The 22441-nt window shown below is 66.1% G+C and carries 18 protein-coding genes; 6 read left to right on the top strand and 12 right to left on the bottom strand.

Features of this window, described 5'->3' with window-relative positions; translation table 11 throughout:
- Window positions 1–44 precede the first annotated feature (44 nt).
- On the bottom strand, window positions 45–1199 hold the full coding sequence (locus ABS767_RS15770; RefSeq protein WP_408080078.1) for a hypothetical protein: 1155 nt from the start codon (window positions 1197–1199) through the stop codon (window positions 45–47).
- Window positions 1200–1495: 296 nt separating this feature from the next.
- Here ABS767_RS15770 and ABS767_RS15765 point away from each other — a divergent pair, with 296 nt between their 5' ends.
- Both ABS767_RS15765 and ABS767_RS15760 read left to right on the top strand, forming a co-directional pair.
- On the top strand, window positions 1496–2065 hold the full coding sequence (locus ABS767_RS15765; RefSeq protein WP_408080076.1) for an SLATT domain-containing protein: 570 nt from the start codon (window positions 1496–1498) through the stop codon (window positions 2063–2065).
- A gap of 2 nt (window positions 2066–2067) precedes the next feature.
- Window positions 2068–3432: a reverse transcriptase domain-containing protein gene (locus ABS767_RS15760; RefSeq protein WP_408080074.1), complete on the top strand. Its 1365-nt coding sequence runs from the start codon at window positions 2068–2070 to the stop codon at window positions 3430–3432.
- Between the two features lie 42 nt (window positions 3433–3474).
- Here the strand turns inward: ABS767_RS15760 and ABS767_RS15755 are convergent, their stop codons facing one another.
- The 4 genes from ABS767_RS15755 to hisI form a co-directional block, all read right to left on the bottom strand.
- Window positions 3475–5274: an acyl-CoA dehydrogenase C-terminal domain-containing protein gene (locus ABS767_RS15755; RefSeq protein WP_408080072.1), complete on the bottom strand. Its 1800-nt coding sequence runs from the start codon at window positions 5272–5274 to the stop codon at window positions 3475–3477.
- 17 nt (window positions 5275–5291) lie between these two features.
- A complete protein-coding gene (locus tag ABS767_RS15750; protein WP_408080070.1) occupies window positions 5292–5723 on the bottom strand; it encodes a MerR family transcriptional regulator in 432 nt (143 codons plus the stop codon).
- Window positions 5724–5867: 144 nt separating this feature from the next.
- Complete coding sequence (locus tag ABS767_RS15745; RefSeq protein WP_408080068.1) at window positions 5868–6368, bottom strand: hypothetical protein; 501 nt, start codon at window positions 6366–6368, stop codon at window positions 5868–5870.
- 44 nt (window positions 6369–6412) lie between these two features.
- A complete protein-coding gene (hisI, locus tag ABS767_RS15740; RefSeq protein ID WP_408080066.1) occupies window positions 6413–6784 on the bottom strand; it encodes a phosphoribosyl-AMP cyclohydrolase in 372 nt (123 codons plus the stop codon).
- Between the two features lie 113 nt (window positions 6785–6897).
- On the opposite strand from hisI, the gene ABS767_RS15735 reads away from it, so the two are divergent.
- Window positions 6898–7620 (top strand): hypothetical protein, encoded by a 723-nt coding sequence (locus ABS767_RS15735; RefSeq protein ID WP_408080064.1) that lies wholly within the window; start codon window positions 6898–6900, stop codon window positions 7618–7620.
- Window positions 7621–7632: 12 nt separating this feature from the next.
- Here the strand turns inward: ABS767_RS15735 and ABS767_RS15730 are convergent, their stop codons facing one another.
- The 5 genes from ABS767_RS15730 to ABS767_RS15710 all read right to left on the bottom strand — a co-directional run bounded on the left by ABS767_RS15730 (window position 7633) and on the right by ABS767_RS15710 (window position 14618).
- Window positions 7633–9117 carry a M28 family peptidase gene (locus tag ABS767_RS15730; protein WP_408080062.1) on the bottom strand — a complete coding sequence of 495 codons (1485 nt, stop codon included), beginning with the start codon at window positions 9115–9117 and terminating at the stop codon, window positions 7633–7635.
- A gap of 168 nt (window positions 9118–9285) precedes the next feature.
- A complete protein-coding gene (locus ABS767_RS15725; protein WP_408080060.1) occupies window positions 9286–9906 on the bottom strand; it encodes a metallophosphatase domain-containing protein in 621 nt (206 codons plus the stop codon).
- 107 nt (window positions 9907–10013) lie between these two features.
- Window positions 10014–11600, bottom strand: coding sequence for an FAD-dependent oxidoreductase (locus ABS767_RS15720; protein ID WP_408080058.1), 1587 nt, complete (start codon window positions 11598–11600; stop codon window positions 10014–10016).
- 295 nt (window positions 11601–11895) lie between these two features.
- Window positions 11896–14103, bottom strand: a complete 2208-nt coding sequence (katG, locus tag ABS767_RS15715; protein WP_408080056.1) for a catalase/peroxidase HPI — start codon at window positions 14101–14103, stop codon at window positions 11896–11898.
- A 266-nt stretch (window positions 14104–14369) separates the two neighbouring features.
- Window positions 14370–14618 (bottom strand): DUF7218 family protein, encoded by a 249-nt coding sequence (locus ABS767_RS15710; protein WP_408080054.1) that lies wholly within the window; start codon window positions 14616–14618, stop codon window positions 14370–14372.
- 142 nt (window positions 14619–14760) lie between these two features.
- On the opposite strand from ABS767_RS15710, the gene purF reads away from it, so the two are divergent.
- The 3 genes from purF to ABS767_RS15695 all read left to right on the top strand — a co-directional run bounded on the left by purF (window position 14761) and on the right by ABS767_RS15695 (window position 19978).
- Window positions 14761–16212 carry an amidophosphoribosyltransferase gene (gene purF / locus ABS767_RS15705; protein ID WP_408080052.1) on the top strand — a complete coding sequence of 484 codons (1452 nt, stop codon included), beginning with the start codon at window positions 14761–14763 and terminating at the stop codon, window positions 16210–16212.
- 10 nt (window positions 16213–16222) lie between these two features.
- Complete coding sequence (locus ABS767_RS15700; protein WP_408080050.1) at window positions 16223–16933, top strand: SDR family NAD(P)-dependent oxidoreductase; 711 nt, start codon at window positions 16223–16225, stop codon at window positions 16931–16933.
- A 156-nt stretch (window positions 16934–17089) separates the two neighbouring features.
- A complete protein-coding gene (locus ABS767_RS15695) occupies window positions 17090–19978 on the top strand; it encodes a PAS domain-containing protein (protein WP_408080048.1) in 2889 nt (962 codons plus the stop codon).
- Window positions 19979–19993: 15 nt separating this feature from the next.
- Here the strand turns inward: ABS767_RS15695 and ABS767_RS15690 are convergent, their stop codons facing one another.
- The gene (locus tag ABS767_RS15690) at window positions 19994–20422 is read right to left on the bottom strand and encodes a hypothetical protein (protein WP_408080046.1); all 429 of its coding nucleotides are present in this window, start codon (window positions 20420–20422) and stop codon (window positions 19994–19996) included.
- Window positions 20419–22398 carry a putative bifunctional diguanylate cyclase/phosphodiesterase gene (locus ABS767_RS15685; protein WP_408080044.1) on the bottom strand — a complete coding sequence of 660 codons (1980 nt, stop codon included), beginning with the start codon at window positions 22396–22398 and terminating at the stop codon, window positions 20419–20421. Before ABS767_RS15685 ends, ABS767_RS15690 begins: the two co-directional genes overlap by 4 nt.
- Window positions 22399–22441 lie beyond the last annotated feature (43 nt).

Here is a 22441-nt window from a genome sequence, read left to right as displayed (position 1 = left end):
GCGACGACGGAGGGGTGTCGCCGTCGAGGCGGATGCGCGCCCTCTCACCCGGGACACCCCTCCACCCCCGCTTCGCGGCGGTCCCCCTCCCCCTCCGGGGGAGGATTTTGGGATGCCCCCGCCTCCGCCAGTGCGCGGCAGCGAGCGATCCAGGCGTCGCGGACGGCTGCGCCGGCGGCGATGCGGGGCGCGCGTTCCGCGGCTTCCTCGGCCGCGAGCGCCTCTGCCTCTTCCTCGCTCAGTTCGCGCTGATAGTCGGAATCGCCGGGGTCGCCGCGTTCATAGCCCTCGAAATCGGGCGGCGGCGGGAAGCTGGTGCGCCAGACCCCCTCCTCTTCGCTCCACCAGATGCCGAGTTCGTCGTCGATATCGGCATCACTGTCCGGACGATCCTGACAAGAATCGCGGGTTTCCGACGGGCGATCAGCCTCCTCCTCCGGCGGGGCTTCGGCGGCGAGCGCGACGAGGCCGATGGCTTCGGCGCGGCGCCATTGTTCGTCGGTCCAGGTCGCGCGATCGGCGGGGTCGAGATCGGTGGCGGGCACGGCGGCGCCGGCATCGACATGGGTGCGCAGCCAGCGATCGGCGCGGGCGAGCGTGCGGATCGGGGTCAGGTCGTCCTCGGTCGCGATGCCCGCCGCCCCGAAGCGCGCGGCGAGGAACAGGCCGGCGCGGCCCGGCGCCGCCGATTGTTCGACCAGATCGAGATATTGTTCGAAGTCGGCCGCGACGAGGCGGACGGCGGCGGCGTCGCCGTCGGTACAGGCGGCGTCGGCGCGCTTGTCGAGCCGGTTCAGCACCTTCCACGCCAATTGATTGTCGTAGCGGTGGCGGGTCGTGATGCGGCCATTATCGTCGGTGACGCTTTCGCGCACGCCGTTGAAGGCGCGGTCCATCAGTTCGTCGGCGAGGGAATCGCGGGCGCGCAGCTGAGCCGCCTTCCACCCCAGCGCGAATGCCGCGCCGCGCGCGCTGTCGCGCAGGGCATAGGCGGTCTGGCGCGACATGCCGACGATGGCGCAGGCTTGCGTGACATTATGCCCGCGCGACAGGGCGGTGAGGAAGCGCTTCTGCTTTTCGGGGGTCCAGCCGTCGTAACGCTGGGCATCGGGCACGCCGGGTTCGAGTTCGTGGAACTTGGCGTGGTTGAAGGTCGAGACGTCGTAGGGCGCCGGTTCTGGCGCGGTGAAAGCGTTCATTTGGGCCGGTCCTTTGCTGATGGGATGCAGAGGACCGTCTAGGTATGCCGGAACGGGGGCTGTAGGAAAGTTCTATTTTTGTTCTTACTCAGCGGTCCTAATGCTGCGTCCTGAGCTTTCAGTGCAATTGCTTCAGCGCAACTCACTGACTATCAAGCAACTGTGGTGGGCGGAACGGTTAGCCGTTAGCGGTGCATAGCACCGTTGTCCTTATTGCCAGGTTCGCCCTAGTATACACTTTCCTCTTCGGAAGAATCAGTGATCCAATGTCTGCGCCCACCACACACCCCCACACCGTGAACGACCGAAGTCAGCTGGAGCGGATTTACCTGACTTACAAAGCCAGGGTGGCGGCGGAATGTCGGATGCATCGGCTCGCGTTTTGGTCACAAATTCTGATCGCATGGTACTCAATTGCGATTATTATAGTATCTCTGGCTGACATATCTACGTTTTACGGAGTAAACGATGGCGGCGTTGCCACAACATCGCTTTCCGTTCTTGTGCTGACCGCATCTGTTTTCGTTTATTCACAACGCTTTGAGTTGAGGGCCGCAAGTTTTCGAGAATGTTATTTAAAATTACAAGAACTATACGACTCAACGGAACACCCGGAAATCATACTTAAAAAATATCATGATATACTCATCCCTTTTGAGAATCATTCAAATTTCGATTACGATAGCGTTTTGCTTTCTGCGAAAGTTCGCGGCACTCACCTAATCGACGCACATGGTCCAATCAAATTTGAGGGGTGGGCACTCGCATTACACATGGGCCGCATCGTACTGAACTACGCAATATTCATTGCCCTAGCCTCAATACCGATCATTCTATTTCTCGTGACGATCGCTCCTGAGAGCTAAACTTGGCCCAGCTAACACTCCTCGACATTCTCAATTTGGAAAGCTTTGTTCGAGAGCAGGATGCCTACTTTGACGCGGCCTTCCTGCGCGACCTATTCTCTTCAAAAATCGTCCGGTCTCAGGCCACGGGAAAAGACGGCGTCCGCGTACCTGCGTTTGAGGGTAGGCTCGCTACCGAAGCTCAGTTGATCGCAAGAAAGATTTCGGCGGGAACCTATCGGTTTACGACCTATAAGGAGCGCCTAATTCTTCGCGGGGCTAAACGTGCACCACGTCAGATTTCTATTCCCACCGTTCGCGATCGACTCACCCTGCGTGCGATCTGCCAACTCTTGCATGATCATATACCCCCAACCCGTAGCGTAACTCCACACACCCTTGTGAAACGAGTTGTCGCGCACATCAGAGAAGGCGACCAGGCTGCAAACTCCTTCGTGAGAATCGATGTCGAGAATTTTTTCCCGAGCCTTTCACATCCAATTTTGCAGAGGGAACTTCGGAAGGCGGGCGTTATCCCGCTGGTTCAGAATCTGTGCTCGATGGCAATCACCAATCCCACAGGCTCGCCAAGCCCTTTGCCAGATCGAGGTGTCCCGCAGGGACTAAGTATATCGGGAGCACTAGCCGCGCTCTACATGCTTCGCTTTGACGAACAGCAACTACGGTCTAATCCGTCATACTTTCGTTATGTTGACGACATTCTTTACATTTGCCCGACGAAGGATGCAGATGACCTCCTTCGCACGGTCTCTGCGAAGTTAAGGGCGCGTGGTTTAAAAATTCACGCGAAGGGAACTGCGGGCAAGACGGAAATATCGCCTGTGCAAGACGGTGTAGACTTCTTGGGCTACAGAATAACTCGCGGCAAGGTCTCCATTCGAGAATCATCCTACAAGAGGATGTTCAATAACTTGCAAGGAGTTTTAACTGACTTCAAGCACCGGAGAGATACTGAAAAGACGTTATTTCGCCTTAATCTCAAGATCACTGGGTGCATTGTTGATAAACGACGACGCGGCTGGATGATGTTTTTTTCCTACACCGAGTGCCTGTCGCAATTGAAATTTTTAGACATATTTATTGACAGACAGTTGGCCAGGGTCGGATTTCCGGTGGAAAAACGACCAGAGGTGAAGCGTTTCGTTAAGTCGCATCATGAGATAAAATTCAATCTCAGCCAAACATCTTACATTCCGAACTTCGATGAATTCGACGTAAACCAAATGACAACTGCGATTTCAGCAATGACTCGGCATACCATAGAAGAGATTTCTACTTGGGATATCGAACGGGTCCAGCGTGAGTTCGGCCGCGTTATTGCTCACGAAGTTCAGGATTTAGAGCGAGACGTCGGCAGCCCATCTTAGAATGAGTGAACGAGCGAGCGTCGAAGCGCCCGCCCCCTCCCCTCAAACCCCAAACGCCTCCACCGGCAGCGCCATGATCGTCTCCGCGCCGCTTTCGATCTTGCGGCGGAGCGCGCCGGCGTTGGGCATGATGCGGTCGGCGTAGAAGCGGGCGGTGACCAGCTTGGCTTCGTAGAACGCCTTGTCGTCGTCGCCTTCGGCCAGTGCCTGCACGGCGGCGTCGGCCATGCGGAGCCACATCAGGCCGATCGCGACGGTGCCCATCAGCTCCATGTACGAATAGGCGCCGGCGCCGACCTGGTTGGGGTCCTTCATGCCGTTGGCCATGAACCACATCGTCGCGGCCTGTAGCTGGCCGTTGGCCTTTTCGAGGGCTTCGGCGAGGTGGGTGAGTTCGGGCCTCGCCTTGGCGGCGGCGACCTCTTCGGCGACGATGCGGAACAGGGTCTGGACCGCGCGGCCGCCATTCTGGGCGAGCTTGCGGCCGACCAGGTCCATCGCCTGAACGCCGTTGGTGCCTTCATAGATCATCGCGATGCGGGCATCGCGGACGTACTGCTCCATGCCCCATTCGGCGATGTAGCCATGGCCGCCATAGACCTGCTGGCTGTCGGTCGCGATCTTGTAGCCCGCGTCGGTGCCGACGCCCTTGATCACGGGGGTGAGCAGGCCGATGAGGTCGTCGGCGAGCTGGCGCTCCTCCTCGGTCTCCGCCTTGTGCGCCAGATCGACCTGGAGGCCGCCCCACAGGCAGAGCGCGCGCAGACCCTCGGTCATCGCCTTGCCCTCCATCAGCATGCGGCGGACATCGGGGTGGACGAAGAGGGTGTCGGCCTTTTCCTCCGGGTCCTGCGCGCCGGTGAGCGCGCGGCCCTGACGCCGGTCGTGGGCGTACTGGACGGCGTTCTGATAGGCGACTTCGCCGATGCCGAGGCCCTGGAGGCCGACGCCGAGGCGGGCGGCGTTCATCATGATGAACATGGCGGCGAGGCCCTTCATCTCCTCGCCGACCAGCCAGCCCGTCGCGCCGTCATAGTTCATGACGCAAGTGGAGTTGGCGTGGATGCCCATCTTGTGCTCGATCGCGCCGCAGGTGACGGCGTTGCGCGCGCCGAGGGTGCCGTCGTCGTTGACCATGAATTTGGGGACGACGAACAGGCTGATGCCCTTGCTGCTCTCCGGCGCGCCGGGGGTCTTGGCGAGGACGAGGTGGATGATGTTGCTGGTGAGGTCATGCTCGCCGGAGGAGATGAAGATCTTCGTCCCCGTGATCGACCAGCTGCCGTCGGCATTGGGGGTGGCGCGGGTCTTGATGAGGCCGAGATCGGTGCCGCAATGCGGTTCGGTCAGGTTCATCGTGCCGCCCCATTCGCCGCTGACCATCTTGGGGACGTATTTCTCCTGCTGCTCGGGGCTGCCCTTGGCGAGCAACGCTTCGATCGCGCCGTGGGTGAGGCCGGGGTACATGGCGAAGGCCATGTTGGCGGAGATCATATACTCCTGGAACGCGGTGGAGACGACGTGCGGCATGCCCTGTCCGCCGAGCGCTTCGGGCGCGGCGAGCGTGCCCCAGCCGGACTCGACGAATTGGTTGTACGCTTCCTTGAAGCCGTCGGGGGTGGTGACGCTGCCGTCGGGGTGGCGGGTGCAGCCCTGCTGGTCGCCGCTATGGTTGAGCGGGAACAGGACTTCGGCGACGAACTTGCCGCCCTCCTCCAGCACCGCGCTGACCACGTCGGGGGTGGCGGCGGCGAAGCCGGGGAGGTTGGCGTAGCGGTCGAGCTTGAGCACGCGATCGAGGATGAAGCGGGTGTCGCGGACGGGGGGATTGTAGCGGGGCATCGTCTCGGGTCCTGTTCTTATTTGATCGGGGCGGCGCGGCCTTCGAGGACCGCGATGAAATCGTCGAGTTCGGCAATGGCGGCGTCGATGTCGGTCTTTTGTCGCTCGAGCAGCGCGATGCGGGCGCGGCACTTGTCGAGCGTGACCTGATGCTGGGTGCGGCGTTCGTCGCCGACATCGTAGAGGTCGATCATCTCGCGGATCTCGGCGAGGCTGAAGCCGACGCGCTTGCCGCGCAGGATCCAGGCGAGCCGGGCGCGGTCGCGGTGCGAGTAGATGCGCTGGAGGCCGCGGCGCTCGGGGCTGATGAGGCCCTCGTCCTCGTAGAAGCGCAGCGCGCGTGCGGTGACCTCGAACTCGGCGCACAGGTCCGAGATCGAAAAGCTCTCCTTGTCCGGGCGGGCTTCGATCGGGGCGAAGCTGGCCACGGCCTTCAGTTTCGTTGCCATGAAGGGGAATTTAGGATGGGTTGACGTTAACGTCAACTTTGTTTGCTTGGGGTTCGGTACCGGCCCGCTCCCCCACCCGGCCACCCATCGGCAGGATAGTCTGGAATGGGTGGCCGGGTGGGGGAGCGGGCCGGTACCGCGATCTCAGTCCGCGCAGAGGCGCTTGCCCTCGGCGGTGCGCAGGGCTTCGGCTTCGGCGGCGGATTCGCTGAGGCGTTCGACTTCGAGCGCGGCGAAGGAGGCGCGCGGGCCGCAGAGTTTGGCGCAGGCGTCGGGGAGGGTCGCGGGGAAGGTGATGCGCTCGCCATCGAACTTCGCGGTGAACGCGCAGCTGGCGTCGCCCTTGCCGGTGAGCTCGACCGCGAGGCTGGAGCCGGAGCGCGCGGCGGTGCCGCGGCCGGTGCAGCTCAAGCCGTCGCCATAATCGACGAACGCGCCGATGCGGTAGGCGGTGCCCTGGCGGACGACGCACACCCGGTCGGTATCGCGGGCGTACAGGCCGCTGACGTCGGTGTCGGCGGGGTCGCGGATCAGGCCGCGGTCGATCGCGGCGGATTCGAGGCTTGGCGGTGTGGGGCTGGCGGCGGGTTGCGGGGCGCCGCCGGAGCAGGCGGCGAGGAGGAGGGTGGCGGCGACGGTCGACATGATCCTCCCCCGCCAGGGGGAGGGTTGATGGGGGCGCTGTCCCCTCACCCGCGCACCAGCTTGCCGTTCTCGACGCGGCGGAAGAAGCAGCTGCGTTCGCCGGTGTGGCAGGCGGGGCCGGCGGCGTCGACCTTGAGCCACAGCGCGTCCTGGTCGCAGTCGATCCGCGCCTCGACCACGCGCAGCACGTTGCCGCTGCTCTCGCCCTTCTTCCACAGCCGCTGGCGGCTGCGCGACCAGAACCACGCCTCGCCGCTCTCCAGCGTCTTCGCCAGCGCGTCGGCATTCATGTGCGCGAGCATCAGCAGCTCGCCGGTCGCGGCATCGGTGGCGACGGCGGTGATCAGGCCATCGGCGTCGAATTTGGGATTGAGGTCGAGCGTTGAATCGCGCGGTTCGGAGGCGGGTTCGGACATGGCGCGGTGTTAGCCGCTCCCCCGCCCCGGCTTCAACCGATTGTGCGGCCATGCGCGGGCGCGGACGCCGATGCGTTTGACAGGCGCGCAGCGTCGGCTGCTATGTCGTCGCCATGCCGATGCGGAATGACCGACCCTTCCCCGCGCTCGACCGCCGATGCCGGACGGCGCTTCTGGCCGTGCTGGCGCTCGGCTGGCTGCCCGTGAGCGCCATGGCGCAGGAGCAGCCTCAGGCCGCGCCCGCCGACGTCGCCGGGGACTATGTGCACAGCGAGATGGAGCTGGTCGCGGGCATCCGGCTCAATCCCGACGGCAGCTTCCAATATGGTTTGACCGTCGGATCGCTCGACGAGCGTGCGGAGGGGCGCTGGACGCGATCGGGCGACCGGATCGCGCTGACCAGCGTGCCGCGCCCGGTCGCGCCGACGATCACCCCCGCCGCGATTGCGGCCGCGCCCGGACAACCCTTTGCGCTGCGCGTGGTGACGCCGGGCGGGCGCGACGTGCCGGGGGTCGATCTGCGGATCGAGTTCGACAGTGGCGAGGCGATCGACTCCTATCTGGCGGGCGGGCCGTGGACGCTGCCCGCGGACGAGCGGCGCACGCCGCGCTTCGTCACCTTTGCGATGCGCGCCTATCGCGTGCGGTCCGAACGGCTGCCGCTCGACGCCAGGGCCGGGACGGTCGCAACCTTTCTGCTGACGCCGAATGATTTCGGCGTGGTCGACCTGACCGGCGCCGAGGCGGTGATCGCGGGCGACCGGTTGACGCTGATCCGCCCGGACGGCGAGATGACGTTTACCCGCAGGGACCCGGCCGCGAACCGCGACGAGTGAACCGCTTCGAGGTCAGTCGGACTTCGGCCTGAGCGTACTGCCTGGCTTCCAGCGCGGCGGCGCATCCTGATCCGCGACGCGCTGCGTCAGCGTGTAGAAGAAGCGGTTGAAGTCGGCCGCTGCCTGCCAGTCCATCGGCTGCTTCAGATCGTCCTGCGGCTTGTGATAGCCGGTGCGATACCATTGGCGGTAAATCTCTTCGCTCTTGGTGCCGGGGCGATAGCCGAACACGAAGTTCACGGCAGGGATGCCGGCCTTGAGGAAATTCCAATGGTCGGTGCGCATCAGCAGGCGCCGTTCGGGCTCGGGATCGTTCTGCACTGCGATCCCCATCGACGTCGCCACCGCGCGGGCATCGTCGCCGAGCGTGGTGTCGTCGAGCGCATGGACGGTGAGCAGGTCGAGCGGGAAGATCGGGCGCAGCTGATCGAGATTGATGTTGCCGGCGATGCGCGACAGCGGGATCGGCGGGTTGGCGACGAAGTATTTCGAGCCGAGCAGCCCCTTTTCCTCGCCGGTGACGAGCGCGAACACGATCGGGCGGCGGAACCCCTGCCCCGCGCGCCGCTCCGCCAGCCGCACGATCAGCGCCACATAGGCGGCATCGTCGAGCGTGCCGTTATAGAGGCCGTCGCCATCGACCGGCGTGCCATGGCCATAGCCGTCGAGATGCGCGGTGAGCACGATCGCCTGATCGGCGAGCGCAGGATCGGTGCCGGGCAGGATGCCGATGACGTTGGACGAGGTCAGCTTGCTGTGGGCGAGCGTGAAGCGCGCGGTGAAGTCGGTGCCGATGTCGAATGCGGGGAGCGGCGCGCCGCTGCTGCCGCCGGCGATCAGCCTGGCTGCGTCGCGCCCCTTCCCCACCAGCTTGCCGAGCGCGTCGGCGTTGATCGTGAGTACCGGGAGCCCGACCGGCGCGACCGGGGTGCCGGCGATGCGCACGCTGCGCGCATAGGCGAAGGGCCAGCGCGGTGGTTCGACGGTGAAGCCGGGATCGGCGATGGCGAGCATCGCGGCGGCACCGGCGGCGGTGAGCGCCTTTTCGCGGTCGTCAGCGCTGGGCAGCCCGGCGCGGCGCGTATTGTGGCAGATCACCACCTTGCCGCGGACATCGCCGAGCGTGTCGGCGCCGCAATAGCCGCGATAGGCGAGTTTGCCGGCGAGTTGGGCGGGGACACCGGTGGGCGATGCGGTGATGTCGTGGAGGAAGCGCAGCCGCGTGCCGCCTGCGCGGATGTCGGCGCGGGCGATGTCGGTGCGCTCCAGCGCGATGGGCTGGAACCAGCTTCCGTCCTTGCCGAGTGGCTTTACGCCTGCCTTGGCGAGTCGATCGGCGACGAGCTGCGCGGCGCGGTCATAGCCGGGCGAACCGGCGTCGCGTCCCTCCATGCTGTCGTTCGATAGTTCGGCGGTGAGCGCCCACCATGCGCGGGTGTCGGCATCGGTCGCGGCGGGTGCGGACTGGGCGAGCGTAAGGGCGATCAGGGCGAGCATGGGGAGATTCTACGGGGGTGTGGCGGGGGTGCCAAGATCGGGTGGTCGTGGGGGTGCGGATACTTTGTCTTCTCGGTCGGCGCTCGCCCGCTACTTCGGTGCCGAGGACCGGCTTCTTTCAGCGCAGCGGCCGCGATCCGCGCCCGGCCCGTGATGATCCAACGGCCATCATGGCCGGGGCGACAGTGAGAATGTGGCTGGGCGTCTCAACCGACCCGTCCCACTTTCGATCGAGGAGGCGTTGATGAAGAGCGTCTCGCCGATGCTCGATTGGCCGACGCTGGCGTGGACATGGCCGAAGCAATGTACACGCGGCGCCACGCGTGTCAGCTCGCGCGCCAATGCGCCACAGCCATGCGACCGCCCCCTGCTCGATCGGTCCAGAACATCCTTTGGCGGCGTGTGCGTGATGAGGATGTCGGGCGAAGCGGGGATGGTCGACCAATGCTCGACCAGCGCCGCCGCGCTCCGGAAGAATGCGTGGCCCGGCAGATCGGGGACCCAGGGTGCTCCATAAATGCTCAGCCCCTGAAACCGGATGAGCGCATCGCTCAGGAGGTGGGCGTTGGCGAAGGGTTGAGGATTTTGCGCGAGTGCGGATTGCAGTTCGCGATCATGATTGCCCCCGGTGCACAGGATCAGCTTGAACTTCTGCCTGCCGAACCATTCGTCCATTTCGCGGATCGAGCCGGAGTCGCCGCCCAGATTGAACATATCGCCACAATGAATGAGCAGGTCGCCGGGGGGCAGGCTTAGCGCCTCATGCCTTCCGTGCGTGTCGCTGATCACGGTGACAGTCGTTTCCATCCGCACGTCATAGCCCGTTGGGCGTTCGTTGGAATGAGATGAACCCTGACACGGTGGGCACGCGGAAGACGATCGTGTGTAGGTTGGATCTATCCGCCGATCCCCACCTCGGCTGGGGGACGCGTGTTGACGTGGGTCCAGATCGCGCTGACCACGACCGAGCCTTCGCCGACGCTGCTCGCGACGCGCTTGACCGAGCCCGAGCGGACGTCGCCGACCGCGAAGATGCCGGGGCATGAGGTGGCGAAGGTCGACGTGGCACCGACTTCGTGCCCGGTGCGGACGAAGCCGTTGCGATCGAGATCGACCAGGCCCGAGAGCCAGCCGGTATTGGGCGCGGCGCCGATCATGATGAAGAGGGCGCGGCAATCGACTGCCATGCTGCCCGCGGGTCGGGAGAAGGTGACGCGTTCGAGATGGTCGTCGCCTTCGAGGCATTCGAGCTGGCTGTTGGTGTGGATGACGATGCGCGGATCGGCCTCGAGCCGGTCGCGCAGATACGCGCTCATCGTGTCGGCGAGGCTGTCGCCGCGCACGACGAGGTGGACGCATTTGGCGACGCGCGAGAGGTACATCGCCGCCTGCCCCGCGCTGTTGCCGCCGCCGACGACGACCGCCTCGGTCGCGACGCATAGCCGCGCCTCCATCTCGGTCGCGGCGTAATAGACGCCGGCGCCTTCGAGCGCCTCGAGCCGGTCGAGCGGAAGGCGGCGATATTGCACGCCGGTCGCGACGAGCACGGCGCGCGCGCACAATTCCTCGCCGCCATCGAGCGTGACGCAGAAGCCGTCGTCGCGGCGGGCCAGCGCCTCGACGCGGCGCGGCATGGCGAAGCAGGTGCCGAACTTCATCGCCTGAACCTGCCCGCGGAAGGTGAGGTCGGCGCCGGAGATGCCGGTGGGGAAGCCCATATAATTCTCGATGCGCGAGCTCGTCCCGGCCTGTCCGCCGATGGCGCAATCCTCGATCACCAGCGCGCGCAGCCCTTCGGACCCGGCATAGACCGCCGCGGCGACGCCGGCGGGACCGGCGCCGACGATGATGAGGTCGAACAAGTCGGTCGAGCGCGCCTTGAGGTCGAGGCCGAGATACGCAGCGACCGCGCGGGGCGTGGGATCGGCGATCGGGTTGCCCGACCAGGTCACCTGCGGTTCGCCGTCGGCCTCCTCATGGAACGGGATGCGGTTGCGGTTGAGGAAGCTGGCGACGCGCGCGACCGCAGGGTCGCGGTCGGCGGCGCGGACGACGAGGCCGCTGTCGCCGGATTCGAAGATGCGGCGGCGGCGGGCGGAGAAGACGGTGAGGATATGGTCGCCGATCTCGGGCACGGCGCTCATCAGGCGGAGCATGTCGGGCCGGGGGGCCTCGAGCGTACGCGTGGGGACGCTCGCGCGCATCGCCAGCGTGAGCGGGCCGCCGTTGAGGAAGGCGAGCTCGCCCATGAACTGGCCGGGGCCGAGCGTGGATGCGTGCAGGCGCTGTCCGGTGACGGGATCGACGATCTCGATCTCGCCTTCCTCGACCAGCACGAAGCGGTCCTGCGGCGCGCCGGCTTCGAGGACGATGTCGCCGGACTGGTAGGTGCGGGTGGTCGAGATCGCCTGGATTGCGGCGAGGTGCGCCCCGGCGAAGGGGCGCGGGGCCATGGTGCTGAGGTCACCGCCGATCGATTCCATGGGCAGAGTTTAAGGGCGCGCGATTGGGAAGCCAACTGGGACTGAACGATCTTCATGTTCGTCACCCCGGCCTTGTGCCGGGGTCCACCGGGAGGCGGGCGCGGGGCTTGAGGCTCGATCGATGCGCGGGAGGCGCAGTGGACCCCGGCACAGGGCCGGGGTGACGATAGGTGTGGGGCGGTGGCGGTAAGGAAACGGCCGCGACGGGGGGTGTCCCGTCGCGGCCATTTCTCTGCGAGGCTGTAACTGCCCCTCTCCCAACCCTCTCCCCTGAAGGGGAGAGGGTTTTTTAGGATTACGCCGCCAGGTCGAAGCGGTCGGCGTTCATCACCTTGGTCCATGCCTTGACGAAGTCCTTGACGAACTTCTCTTCATGCCCCTTCTCGGCATAGACTTCGCCGACCGCGCGCAGTTCGGAATTCGAGCCGAAGATCAGGTCGGCGCGGGTGGCGTGCCATTTGGTGTGGCCTTCCTTGCGGTCGGTCGCGGTATATTCCTCGCCATGGTCGTCGGCGGCCTGCCAGACATTGGTCATGTCGTAGAGGTTGACGAAGAAGTCGTTGGTGAGCTGACCCGAGCGCTTGGTGAAATGGCCATGGCCGCGTTCGCCGTGATTGGCGCCGAGGACGCGGAGCCCGCCGATCAGCACCACCATTTCCGGCACCGACAGGCCGAGCAGCGAGGCGCGGTCGAGCATCATCTCCTCGGTCTTCACCGCGAGCTTCTTCTTGCCGACATAGTTGCGGAAGGCATCGGCCTCCGGCTCCATCACCGCGAAGCTCTCGACGTCAGTCTGCTCCTGCGTCGCATCGCCGCGGCCGCCGGTGAAGGGGACCGGCACGCTGAAGCCGGCGTCCTCGATCGCCTTTTCCAGCCCGACCACGCCGCCGAGCACGATCGCGTCGGCGAGGCTCATCGATCCGCGCAGGCCGTTCAAGGTGTCGATCACCTTGGCGAGCATGTCGGGCTCGTTGACCTCCCAGTCCTTTTGCGGGGCCAGCGCGACGCGCGCGCCGTTGGCGCCGCCGCGATGGTCGGACTTGCGATAGGTGCTGGCCGAGGCCCAGGCGGTCTTGATCAGCTGGCTGACGGTGAGGCCCCCAGAACCAACGGCGTCCGCGATCTTGGCCTTCAGCGCGCCGACATCGTCGTCCGACGGAGTGGTGCCGGCGGGGACCGGGTCCTGCCAGATCAGGTCTTCGGCGGGAACGTCGGGGCCGAGATAGCGGACCTTGGGCCCCATGTCGCGATGGGTGAGCTTGAACCAAGCGCGGGCGAAGGCGTCCTTGAACGCTTCGTGATCGTTGCGGAACTTCTCGCTGATCGCGCGGAATTCGGGGTCCATCTTGAGCGCCATGTCGGCGGTGGTCATCATCGTCGGGACCTTCTTGGACGAGTCCCACGCCGCGGGGGCCATGTCCTCTTCCTTCTGGTTCACCGGCTGCCACTGCTGCGCGCCCGCGGGAGACTTCACCAGTTCATACTCATAGTCGAGCAGGAGGCGAAAGTAATTCTCCGACCATTCGGTGGGGGTGTTGACCCACGATCCCTCGATCCCGCTGGTGACGGTGTGCTCGCCGCGGCCGCCATGTTCCTCGCCGCTGACCCAGCCGAAGCCCTGCGCGACGAGGTCGCCGCCCGCCGGGGCGTGGCCGAGCGTCGAGGGATCGCCATTGCCGTGCGCCTTGCCGAAGGTGTGGCCGCCGGCGGTGAGCGCGACGGTTTCCTCGTGGTTCATCGCCATGCGCTCGAACGTCGCCTTCATGTCGCGCGCCGACTGGAGCGGATCGGGATTGCCGCCGGGACCCTCGGGATTGACGTAGATCAGGCCCATCTGGATCGCGGCGAGCGGCCCTTCGAGCTCGTGCATGCCGTGTTCGGGGGCGATGCGGGTCTGCACGCCCTCATTCACCCATTTGTCCTCGCTGCCCCAATAGATGTCGCGTTCGGGCTCGAACACGTCGGCGCGGCCGCCGCCGAAGCCGAACACCGGGCCGCCCATGCTCTCGATCGCGACATTGCCGGTGAGGATGAACAGGTCGGCCCAGCTGATCTTGCTGCCGTATTTCTGCTTGATCGGCCAGAGCAGGCGGCGGGCCTTGTCGAGATTGCCGTTGTCGGGCCAGCTGTCGAGCGGGGCGAAGCGCTGCTGCCCGCTATTGGCGCCGCCGCGCCCGTCGGCGGTGCGATAGGTGCCCGCGGCGTGCCACGCCATGCGGATGAAGAACGGGCCGTAATGCCCGTAATCGGCCGGCCACCAGTCCTGGCTGTCGGTCATCAGCGCGTGCAGATCCTGCTTCAGCGCCTGATAGTCGAGCGACTTGAACGCTTCGGCATAGTCGAAATCGTCGCCCATCGGGTTGGACGCGCCGTTGGGGTTGAGGATCTCGGTCGCCAGCATTTCGGGCCACCAATCCTTGTTGGTGCGGCCGAGCAGCGCGCGGACGCCGCCATTGTGCATCGGGCAACCGCCGCCGTCGATCGATCCGGTCTTGGCGTCCATGGGAATCCCTCCATCTTTCATCGTTGGTGTGGTGCAGAAGCTATCGGAGCCGTGCAGCGCGCTGAAACGAGATAAACAGGTCAGTGCGAGTGAGGAAATCGATCAAGTCATCGATGTGTCATCGATTGTGACGAACGGGGTAGGATTTCACCTGCTCGTCACCCCGGCCTTGTGCCGGGGTCCACCGGGAGGCTGGCGTGAAGCTCGAGGCTCAATCGCCGCGCGCGAGGCGCAGTGGACCCCGGCACAAGGCCGGGGTGACGAAGTTAATGTGAGCGGATCGCCTTGATCAGCTCGTCCTTGGTCATGTTCGATCGGCCTTCGATGCCGATATCGCGCGCCTCGTCATAGAGTTCGTCCTTGGTGCGATTTTCGAGATGGGTGCTGTTGCGATCGAGCGAATGGTTCGCCTGGGCATTGGCGATGCGCGCCGCTTTCTCCTTCGAAGCGCCCGCATCGCGCAGCATTTCGTACATCTCGTCGTCCTTGACCTGGGGTCCGTGGTCCTTTGCCATCAGGGGTCTCCTTGTCCGATTTACCGGCTACCAACCTACGGAGAAACACAATGATCCCCGATTTGATGTGACAAACAGGCGACAAAGCCGGATCGGCTCCCTATATGCGCGGCCATCGACCAACGACTCCCCCGAAGGGCCGATGCTGACCACACATCCATTCGATGACGACAAGCTGCGCGAAGAGTGCGGCGTTTTCGGTGTTTCCGGTGCGGAGGGCGCGGCTGCGCTCGTCGCGCTGGGGCTCCATGCACTCCAGCATCGCGGGCAGGAGGCCGCCGGCATCACCAGCTGGGATGGCCACAACTTCCACACGCACCGCGCGATGGGCCATGTCGCGGGCAATTTCGACCGCGACGAGGTGATCCGCGCGCTGGCCGGCACCGTTGCATGCGGCCATGTCCGCTATTCGACCACCGGCGAGACCGCGCTGCGCAATGTCCAGCCGCTGTACGCCGAACTGGCGAACGGCGGCTTCGCGATCGCGCATAACGGCAACATCTCGAACGCGATGCACCTCCGCCGCGAGCTGATCCGGCGCGGGTCGATCTTCCAGTCGACGTCGGATACCGAGACGATCATCCATCTGGTCGCGACCAGCGGCTATCGCGATCTGCTCGACCGCTTCATCGATGCGCTCAAGCAGGTCGAGGGCGCCTATTCGCTGATCTGCATGACCCCCGAGGGGATGATCGCGTGCCGCGACCCGCTGGGCATCCGCCCGCTGGTCATGGGGAAATTGGGCGAAAGCTTCATCTTCGCGTCGGAGACGGTTGCGCTCGACGTGGTCGGTGCGACCTATGTCCGCGACGTCGAGCCGGGCGAGCTGGTGATCGTGCAGGACGGCGATCTGCGCTCGATCCGCCCGTTCACCGCGATCGCGCCGCGTCCGTGCATCTTCGAATGGGTGTATTTCAGCCGCCCGGATTCGATCGCGCAGGACCGGTCGGTCTATACCGTGCGCAAGGGCATCGGCGCCGAGCTGGCGATCGAATCGCCGGTCGATGCCGATCTGGTGATCCCCGTCCCCGATTCGGGCGTCCCCGCCGCGATCGGCTATGCCCAGCAATCGGGCATTCCGTTCGAACTGGGCATCATCCGATCGCACTATGTCGGGCGCACCTTCATCCAGCCGAGCGCGGAAGTGCGGCGGCTGGGCGTGAAGCTCAAGCACAACGCCAATCGCGCGCTGATCGAGGGCAAGCGCATCATCCTGGTCGACGATTCGATCGTGCGCGGGACCACCAGCCTGAAGATCGTCGAGATGATGCGCGAAGCCGGCGCGGCGGAGGTGCATATGCGCATCGCCAGCCCGCCGACGACGCACAGCTGTTTCTATGGCGTCGACACGCCCGAGCGGTCCAAGCTGCTGGCGGCGAAGCACAATGTCGCGGAGATGGCCGAGTTCATCAAGGCCGACAGCCTGGCGTTCGTGTCGATCGACGGCCTGTACCGCGCGCTCGGCGAAGCGAAGCGCGGCGAAGTGCTGCCGCGCTATTGCGACGCCTGCTTCACCGGCGACTATCCCACCGACCTGACCGATCATGACGAACAGGCGAGCAGCCAGCTCGCCCTGCTCGACCACCCCGCCTGAGAGAGACACGATGACCGAACAGACGCTTGCGGGGCGCATCGCGCTCGTCACGGGCGCCAGCCGGGGCATCGGCGCGGCGACCGCGATCGCGCTGGCCAAGCAGGGCGCGCATGTCGTGCTGACCGCGCGCACCGCGGGCGGTCTGGAAGAGGTCGAAGAGGCGATCCATGCTGCGGGCGGATCGGCGACGATCGCGCCGATGGACCTGATCGAGACCGACTCGATCCCGCGCCTTGCCGCTGCCGTCGCGGAACGCTGGGGCAAGCTCGACATTCTGGTGCTGAATGCCGCGGCGCTCGGCACGCTGTCGGCAATTTCGGCATTCGACCCCAAGGAAGTGGCGAAGGTGCTGGCGCTCAACGTCAGCGCGCAAGCCGCGCTGATCGGGGCGTTCGACGGGCTGCTGCGCAAGTCCGATGGCGGTCGCGTGATCGCCGTGACGTCGAGCGTCGGGCGGCGTCCGCGCGCCTATTGGGGCCTGTACGGCGCGACCAAGGCGGCGTTCGAAAATCTGCTGCTGAGCTATGCCGACGAGGTGCGCAACCTGACCAAGGTGCGCGTCGCGCTGCTCGACCCCGGCGCCACCCGCACCAAGATGCGCGCGCGCGCCTATCCCGGCGAAGCGCCGGAGAGCGTCAAACCGCCCGAGGTGGTTGCGGAGCGGATCGCGGCGATGCTGGAAGCGGATTTCGAGACGGGGGCGTTCGAGGCGGTCGGATAAGCCGCGCGGGTGCGCGGAGAACGCAAATCCGGGCGAATCCGGCATATTTACCCCGTTCATGGGGGAAGATTTTAATCCCCGCATGTTGACTTTGCACGGCTCCGGAGGGCAACCATAGAGCCTGGAGGCGCGATGCTTCTGCGTGTGCAAAGGTGTTTGATCGGACTGGCGGCAGCGCTGGCGATCGTGGCGTTGGGCGGGTGGGTATTCGATGCTCCGACCCTGGCCGGTGCCCAATTCGGTACCCCGATGCTCCCCGGCGCGATCCTGTTGTCGCTGCTCTGCGCCTATGCGCTCTATCAGGCGGGCGTGGAGACCGAGCAAGGGCGCTCCGCATTCTCCCGACGGGTGCGGATTCCCGCCTGGATCGCGGTGGTGCTGGGCGTTGTCGGCGTGGGGCGCCATCTGCTGGGCTATGGCGACACGATCGACGGAGCTGACGAGTTACTCGGCGCGGGTTGGCTGCACGTGTCCTCCGCCGCGGCGGTCGGCAACGGAGTGATCGCGGCGGCGCTGCTGCTGCCCGAGCGGCTCAAGGCCTCCAATGTCTATCCGACGCTGCTTGTGGCGCCGATCCCGGCGTTGCTCACCGCGCTGGTCGGATATGGGCTGGATGCCCCCGCACTGCTCAGTACGCCGATGTTCTCGCAACTGGCGCTGTTCGCGACATTCTGCATCGGCCTGCTGATTCCGGCCGCGCTGTTCCTGCGACCGACGAGCGGCTGGATGGAATTCGTAACCCGATCGTCCGCCTCCGGGCAGACTGCGCGGTGGTTCCTGATCGTCGCCTTCACGCTCCCCCTGGCGATCAGCGCAATCGTACAGGGCGGACGCGCGCTGGATCTGATCGCCTATCCGTTCGGCTATGGCGTGGCGATCGTGCTGACGGTCGTGAGCATCTCCATTATCGGCATCCTGGTGGCGATGCGATTGCGGCGCGCCGAAAGTACCGCGATGGCGAGCCAGAACCTGCTGAACGCGATCGTCGAGAACACGCCCGCGCTGATCTATGCGAAGGACCGGGAGGGCCGCTACCTGCGGGTCAACCGCCACCTCGCCGAGATGATGGGGCGCAGCAGCGAAGAGCTGCTCGGCAGGACCGACGCCGACCTGTTCCCCGCAGAACTGGCGGACGCGTATCGCGCCGTGGACGCGCGCGTGATGGCGTCGGGCGAGCCGATCGTCGAAGAGGAATATGCCGAGTTTCAGGGTGGGAACCACCATTATCTGTCATCCAAGGCACCGTTGCTGGACGAGCATGGCGCGGCGAGCGGCATCGTCGGTATCTCGACCGACGTCACCGAACTGAAGTCGGTTTCCGCCCGGCTGCAGAACAAGGTCCAGCGACTGAAACTGCTCGGCGAAATCACACGCGCCATCTCGCAGCGCCAGGATATCGCCAGCATCTTTCAGGCAGCAGTGGTGGCGGTCGAGGACCTGTTCAACGCCGATGTATCGGTGATCGCCCTGATCCCGCCCAAGAGCGACAGGGTCGAGGTGGCGCATATGGGCCCGGCCACGCATCGGAACCGGGAGAAACTCGGTCTGAGCATCGGCCGGCTGATCCGCGCCGAGGGCAATCCCGTCGCCGAGTGCATCGCGCAGCGCACGCTCATCCATGTCGATGGCCGCACCCAGAACGTACGGCCGGAGACCCCCGCCTTCGTCAAGCAGATGGGATCGATCTGCCTCGTTCCGATCCTGGTCGACGATGTTCCCTATGGTGTGATGATTGCCGGCCGCGGGGATTCGGCTGCGATGACATCGACCGAGTGCGAGTTCTTCAAACAGCTGGTCGATCATATCGGGCTGTCGGTGCAGCAGAGCATCATGCTCGAAGCGCTGCAGCGGACGGTCGAGGACCTGAAGATGAGCCAGGCGTCGGCGGTGGCGCGCGAGCGTCTCGCCGCGATCGGCCAGATGGCGAGCGGAATCGCCCACGATCTGAACAACGGCCTGACCCCGATCAGCATTCACACCCAAGCGCTACGCGAAAGCGGTCGCGACCTGCCGCCCGAAATCCAGTCCTATCTGCGGATGGTCGATCGCGTCATCGGGGACATGTCCGCCACCATTGCGCGGATGCGTGACTTCTATCGGCCCGAGAATGCCGAGCTGGAGCGGTCTTCGGTGGACCTTCGCGAGCTGACGTCGGACGTGATCGAGCTGACGCGCGCGCGCTGGAGCGACATGGCGATGCAGCAGGGAATCGTGATCGGGGTGGAGGCCGAGTTCGATGCCGACCTGCCCCACGCGCTGATCGATGCGGCGTCGATCCGCGACGCGCTGACCAACCTGGTGCTCAATGCCGTCGACGCGATGCCTGACGGCGGGATGATCTTCGTACGCGGCCGCCGGCAAACAGCCGACGACCCGGCGGCGGACGACCGCATCCTGCTGGAGGTCACCGACAGCGGCCATGGCATGGACGCGGAAACGCGCGAACGCTGTCTCGACCCGTTTTTCACCACCAAGGGGAATCGCGGCACGGGCCTGGGGCTGGCGATGGTGGTCGGCGCAGCGCGTCGCCATGGCGCAGAGCTCGAGATCGACAGCGCACCGGGTCGCGGAACGACGATGCGCATGTCGCTGCCCGTGGCGGACCCGGTGGTGGCAGCGCATCCGCGTGCCGGAGTTCTGTCGACCAACTATGGGACTCCGGCGATCCGCATCCTGATCGTCGACGACGATCCGGCGGTGCTCGAATCCACCGCGAATTACCTGAAGATCATCGGGTTCGACGTCACCGCCGCGGAGGGCGGCCGGCGGGGTGTCGATGCGGCAAGCCAGGCGGTCGCAGCCGGCCAGGCGTTCGACGTGCTCATCACCGATCTGGGCATGCCGCACATCGATGGCGACCGCGTCGCCAGTGCGGTCAAGGAGATGGCGCCGGGCACCTTCGTCATCATGCTGACCGGGTGGGGCAACCACATGCCCAAGGGGAAGAGCAAGCCGGTCAATGTCGATGCGCTGATGGCCAAGCCGCCCGACATCGCCGAGCTTCGCCGCCTGCTCGAGAGCGTGACGCCCCAGCGCGCGCACTGATCCGTCTGACCGGACTCAGCGGTCCGGCTGCGGAGTGTCCAGTTCGACGACGAGGTCCTCGTCGACGGCGGCTTCGTCCTCCAGCTCCTCGGCGCGGAAGATCTCGCGGTTCATCACGAAGCTGCCGTGATAGCCCGAGAAGCGCCATTCGCCGGTGACTTCGGTCCCGTCGTCGCTGACCGTGCCGGTATAGGCGACGCTGTGCGCCAGCGGCCCGGCGGGGTCGTATTGCTTGATGAAGTCGAGCGCCGATCCGCTGCGGCTGCCGTCGGCGAAGGCGCGGCGGATGTCGGCGAGGCCACTGTCGTCGGGTTCGGTGATGATGCCGGTGACCACCCCGCCCGCTTCCTCGAGATGCGCGATGAAGCCATTCTCAGGCACGCCCCAGCTGGTCGCGAAATAGCGCCCGTACCACACGCCGCTCATGTCCCGGGGATCGTTCATCGGCTTTCCATCAAGTCGGTCAATTCGGCGGCGGTCAGCGGACCGGCGCACAGGAAGCCCTGATAATATTGGCACCCCTCCTTCGCCAGCAATTCGAGCTGTTCGCCATTCTCCACCCCCTCGGCGATCACGCTGAGCCCGAGCGAGCGGGCCATGTCGATCACGCCGCGCACGACGATGCGGTCGCGCGCGCTGCCGGTGATGTCCTGGGTGAGCTTACGATCGACCTTGAGATAGTCGAGCGGGAGCGCCTTGAGATAGGCGAGGCTGGAATAGCCGGTGCCGAAATCGTCGATCGCGACGCGACACCCGGCCGAGCGCAGCTCGCTGAGCAGGCGCGAGGCTTCGCCGAGATCGTCGATCAGGCCGCCTTCGGTAATCTCGACGGTGAGGCGCCCGCGCGGAAAGCCGCTGCTGTCGACCCAGTCGAGGAACAGGTCGGCAAAGCCCGCGCGCGCGACATCGGCGGCGGTGACGTTGACCGAGAGGCGCAACGCGCGGAGCGGCGAAGGCCAGCGCGCGGCATCGGCGAGCGCGAGCCGCTGGACATGTTCGGACAGCGCGATCTCCAGCCCCGCGCGCTCGGCGGCGGCGAACAGGGTCTCGGCGCCGACCACGCCGAATTCGCCGTGGCGCCAGCGCGCCAGCGCCTCGACCCCGACGATCGTGCCGGTCGCGACCGCGACCTGGGGCTGGAAGCGCAGCTCGATCTCGCCCGTATCCATCGCCCGGCGCAGGTCGAGCGCGAGGCGGTCGAGCGGCGCGGCGCCCTGCTCGCTTCCGGTGCCGGCCAGCGTTTCGCTCGCGCGGCGCAGCATCGCGGGCGCATCGTCGCCGTCGCGCGACAGCGTCATCGCGATCCGCGCGCCGATCGGGGCGATCGCGTCGCCGATCACGAAGGGCCGGGCGAGCGCTTCCTCGATCCGCGCCAGCGCCGAGCGTAGCTCGGCTTCCTCCACGCCCTCGACCGCGACGAGGAATTCGGCGCCGCCCATCCGCGCCAGCAGCACGCGCTTGCCCAACGCCTCGCGCGCGGCTTCTGCGATGCGGGCGGAAGCGGCGCGCAACACGGCATCGCCCGCGTCGCGGCCATAGGCGGTGTTGACCATCTCGAACCGCCCGAGCGCCGCGAGCGCGAGGCCGACCTGTCCCCCGGATTCGAGCTTGCGCGCGATCCAGCGGCGCGCGGCGGCGGCATCGCGCACGCCGGTGAGCGCGTCGCGCACGACGGCGCCGGCGTCGACCTCGCCCAATCGCTCGATCAGCGCGTGGATGCGGCCGGTGCGTGCGTCGAGCTGGAGATGCTCGACCACGCGACCCGCGCCGGGCAGTTCGTGGGCGAAGGCGGTGGCCTGGATCCCGGCGCGCAGCCGGGCGAGCGCCGCGCGCATCGCGCCGCGGTCCACCGCCTCGACATGGCGCAGCACTGCGCGCAGCGACGGCGCCTGCGACAACCCCAGCATCGCCGCGAGCGCGGGCGTGACCTGAAGCGAGCCGAGCGCGGGATCGTAGCGCCAGCCGAGCGGCTCACCCCCGCCGGCGAGCGGCGGCAGATCGCCGGCGACGCGCTGCGCATGGCGCGCGGCGAAGCGCAGCGCCTGCACGAATTCGACCTCGCGCATCGGGCTGGCGAGGAACTGGGTTGCCCCCGCATCGTAGAATTCGCCGAGCCGCCCGGCATCGCCGCGCGACACCAGCACGAGCAGCGCGCCGCCATTGGCGCCGGTAACACCGGCGAGCGCACGCACCGCCGCCAACCCGTCGTCCACCGCGCCGCGCGCATCGACCACCGCGACGCTGGCGCCGCTGGCGAGGAAGCGACGGTCGGCCCCCTCCCCCCGGCGCGCCGCGACCACGCGCCACCCCGCGCCCGCAGCGAGCGTCGCGAGTTCGTCGCGCTGACGGAAGGACAGCAGGAAGACCGGTCGGTCCCGCCCGGTCATGGGGTGTGCTGGGGCGGGCGCGACATCGCTCATCGCATCCTTCCTAGCGCAACGGCGATCCGGAACCAAAGGGTTG

It is taken from the genome of Sphingomonas plantiphila (assembly GCF_046000505.1).
Taxonomy (GTDB): Bacteria; Pseudomonadota; Alphaproteobacteria; order Sphingomonadales; family Sphingomonadaceae; genus Sphingomonas; species Sphingomonas plantiphila.
The sequence above is the reverse complement of the archived record's forward strand: the minus strand, read 5'-3'. Positions and strand labels throughout refer to the sequence as shown.

Bases quoted from the DNA above. Each gene is read 5' to 3' on its own strand.
- ABS767_RS15770 (WP_408080078.1), bottom strand. From the start codon at position 1,199: ATGAACGCTTTCACCGCGCCAGAACCGGCGCCCTACGACGTCTCGACC.
- ABS767_RS15755 (WP_408080072.1), bottom strand. From the start codon at position 5,274: ATGCCCCGCTACAATCCCCCCGTCCGCGACACCCGCTTCATCCTCGAT.
- ABS767_RS15750 (WP_408080070.1), bottom strand. From the start codon at position 5,723: ATGGCAACGAAACTGAAGGCCGTGGCCAGCTTCGCCCCGATCGAAGCC.
- ABS767_RS15745 (WP_408080068.1), bottom strand. From the start codon at position 6,368: ATGTCGACCGTCGCCGCCACCCTCCTCCTCGCCGCCTGCTCCGGCGGC.
- hisI (WP_408080066.1), bottom strand. From the start codon at position 6,784: ATGTCCGAACCCGCCTCCGAACCGCGCGATTCAACGCTCGACCTCAAT.
- ABS767_RS15735 (WP_408080064.1), top strand. From the start codon at position 6,898: ATGCCGATGCGGAATGACCGACCCTTCCCCGCGCTCGACCGCCGATGC.
- ABS767_RS15730 (WP_408080062.1), bottom strand. From the start codon at position 9,117: ATGCTCGCCCTGATCGCCCTTACGCTCGCCCAGTCCGCACCCGCCGCG.
- ABS767_RS15720 (WP_408080058.1), bottom strand. From the start codon at position 11,600: ATGGAATCGATCGGCGGTGACCTCAGCACCATGGCCCCGCGCCCCTTC.
- katG (WP_408080056.1), bottom strand. From the start codon at position 14,103: ATGGACGCCAAGACCGGATCGATCGACGGCGGCGGTTGCCCGATGCAC.
- ABS767_RS15710 (WP_408080054.1), bottom strand. From the start codon at position 14,618: ATGGCAAAGGACCACGGACCCCAGGTCAAGGACGACGAGATGTACGAA.
- purF (WP_408080052.1), top strand. From the start codon at position 14,761: ATGCTGACCACACATCCATTCGATGACGACAAGCTGCGCGAAGAGTGC.
- ABS767_RS15700 (WP_408080050.1), top strand. From the start codon at position 16,223: ATGACCGAACAGACGCTTGCGGGGCGCATCGCGCTCGTCACGGGCGCC.
- ABS767_RS15690 (WP_408080046.1), bottom strand. From the start codon at position 20,422: ATGAACGATCCCCGGGACATGAGCGGCGTGTGGTACGGGCGCTATTTC.
- ABS767_RS15685 (WP_408080044.1), bottom strand. From the start codon at position 22,398: ATGAGCGATGTCGCGCCCGCCCCAGCACACCCCATGACCGGGCGGGAC.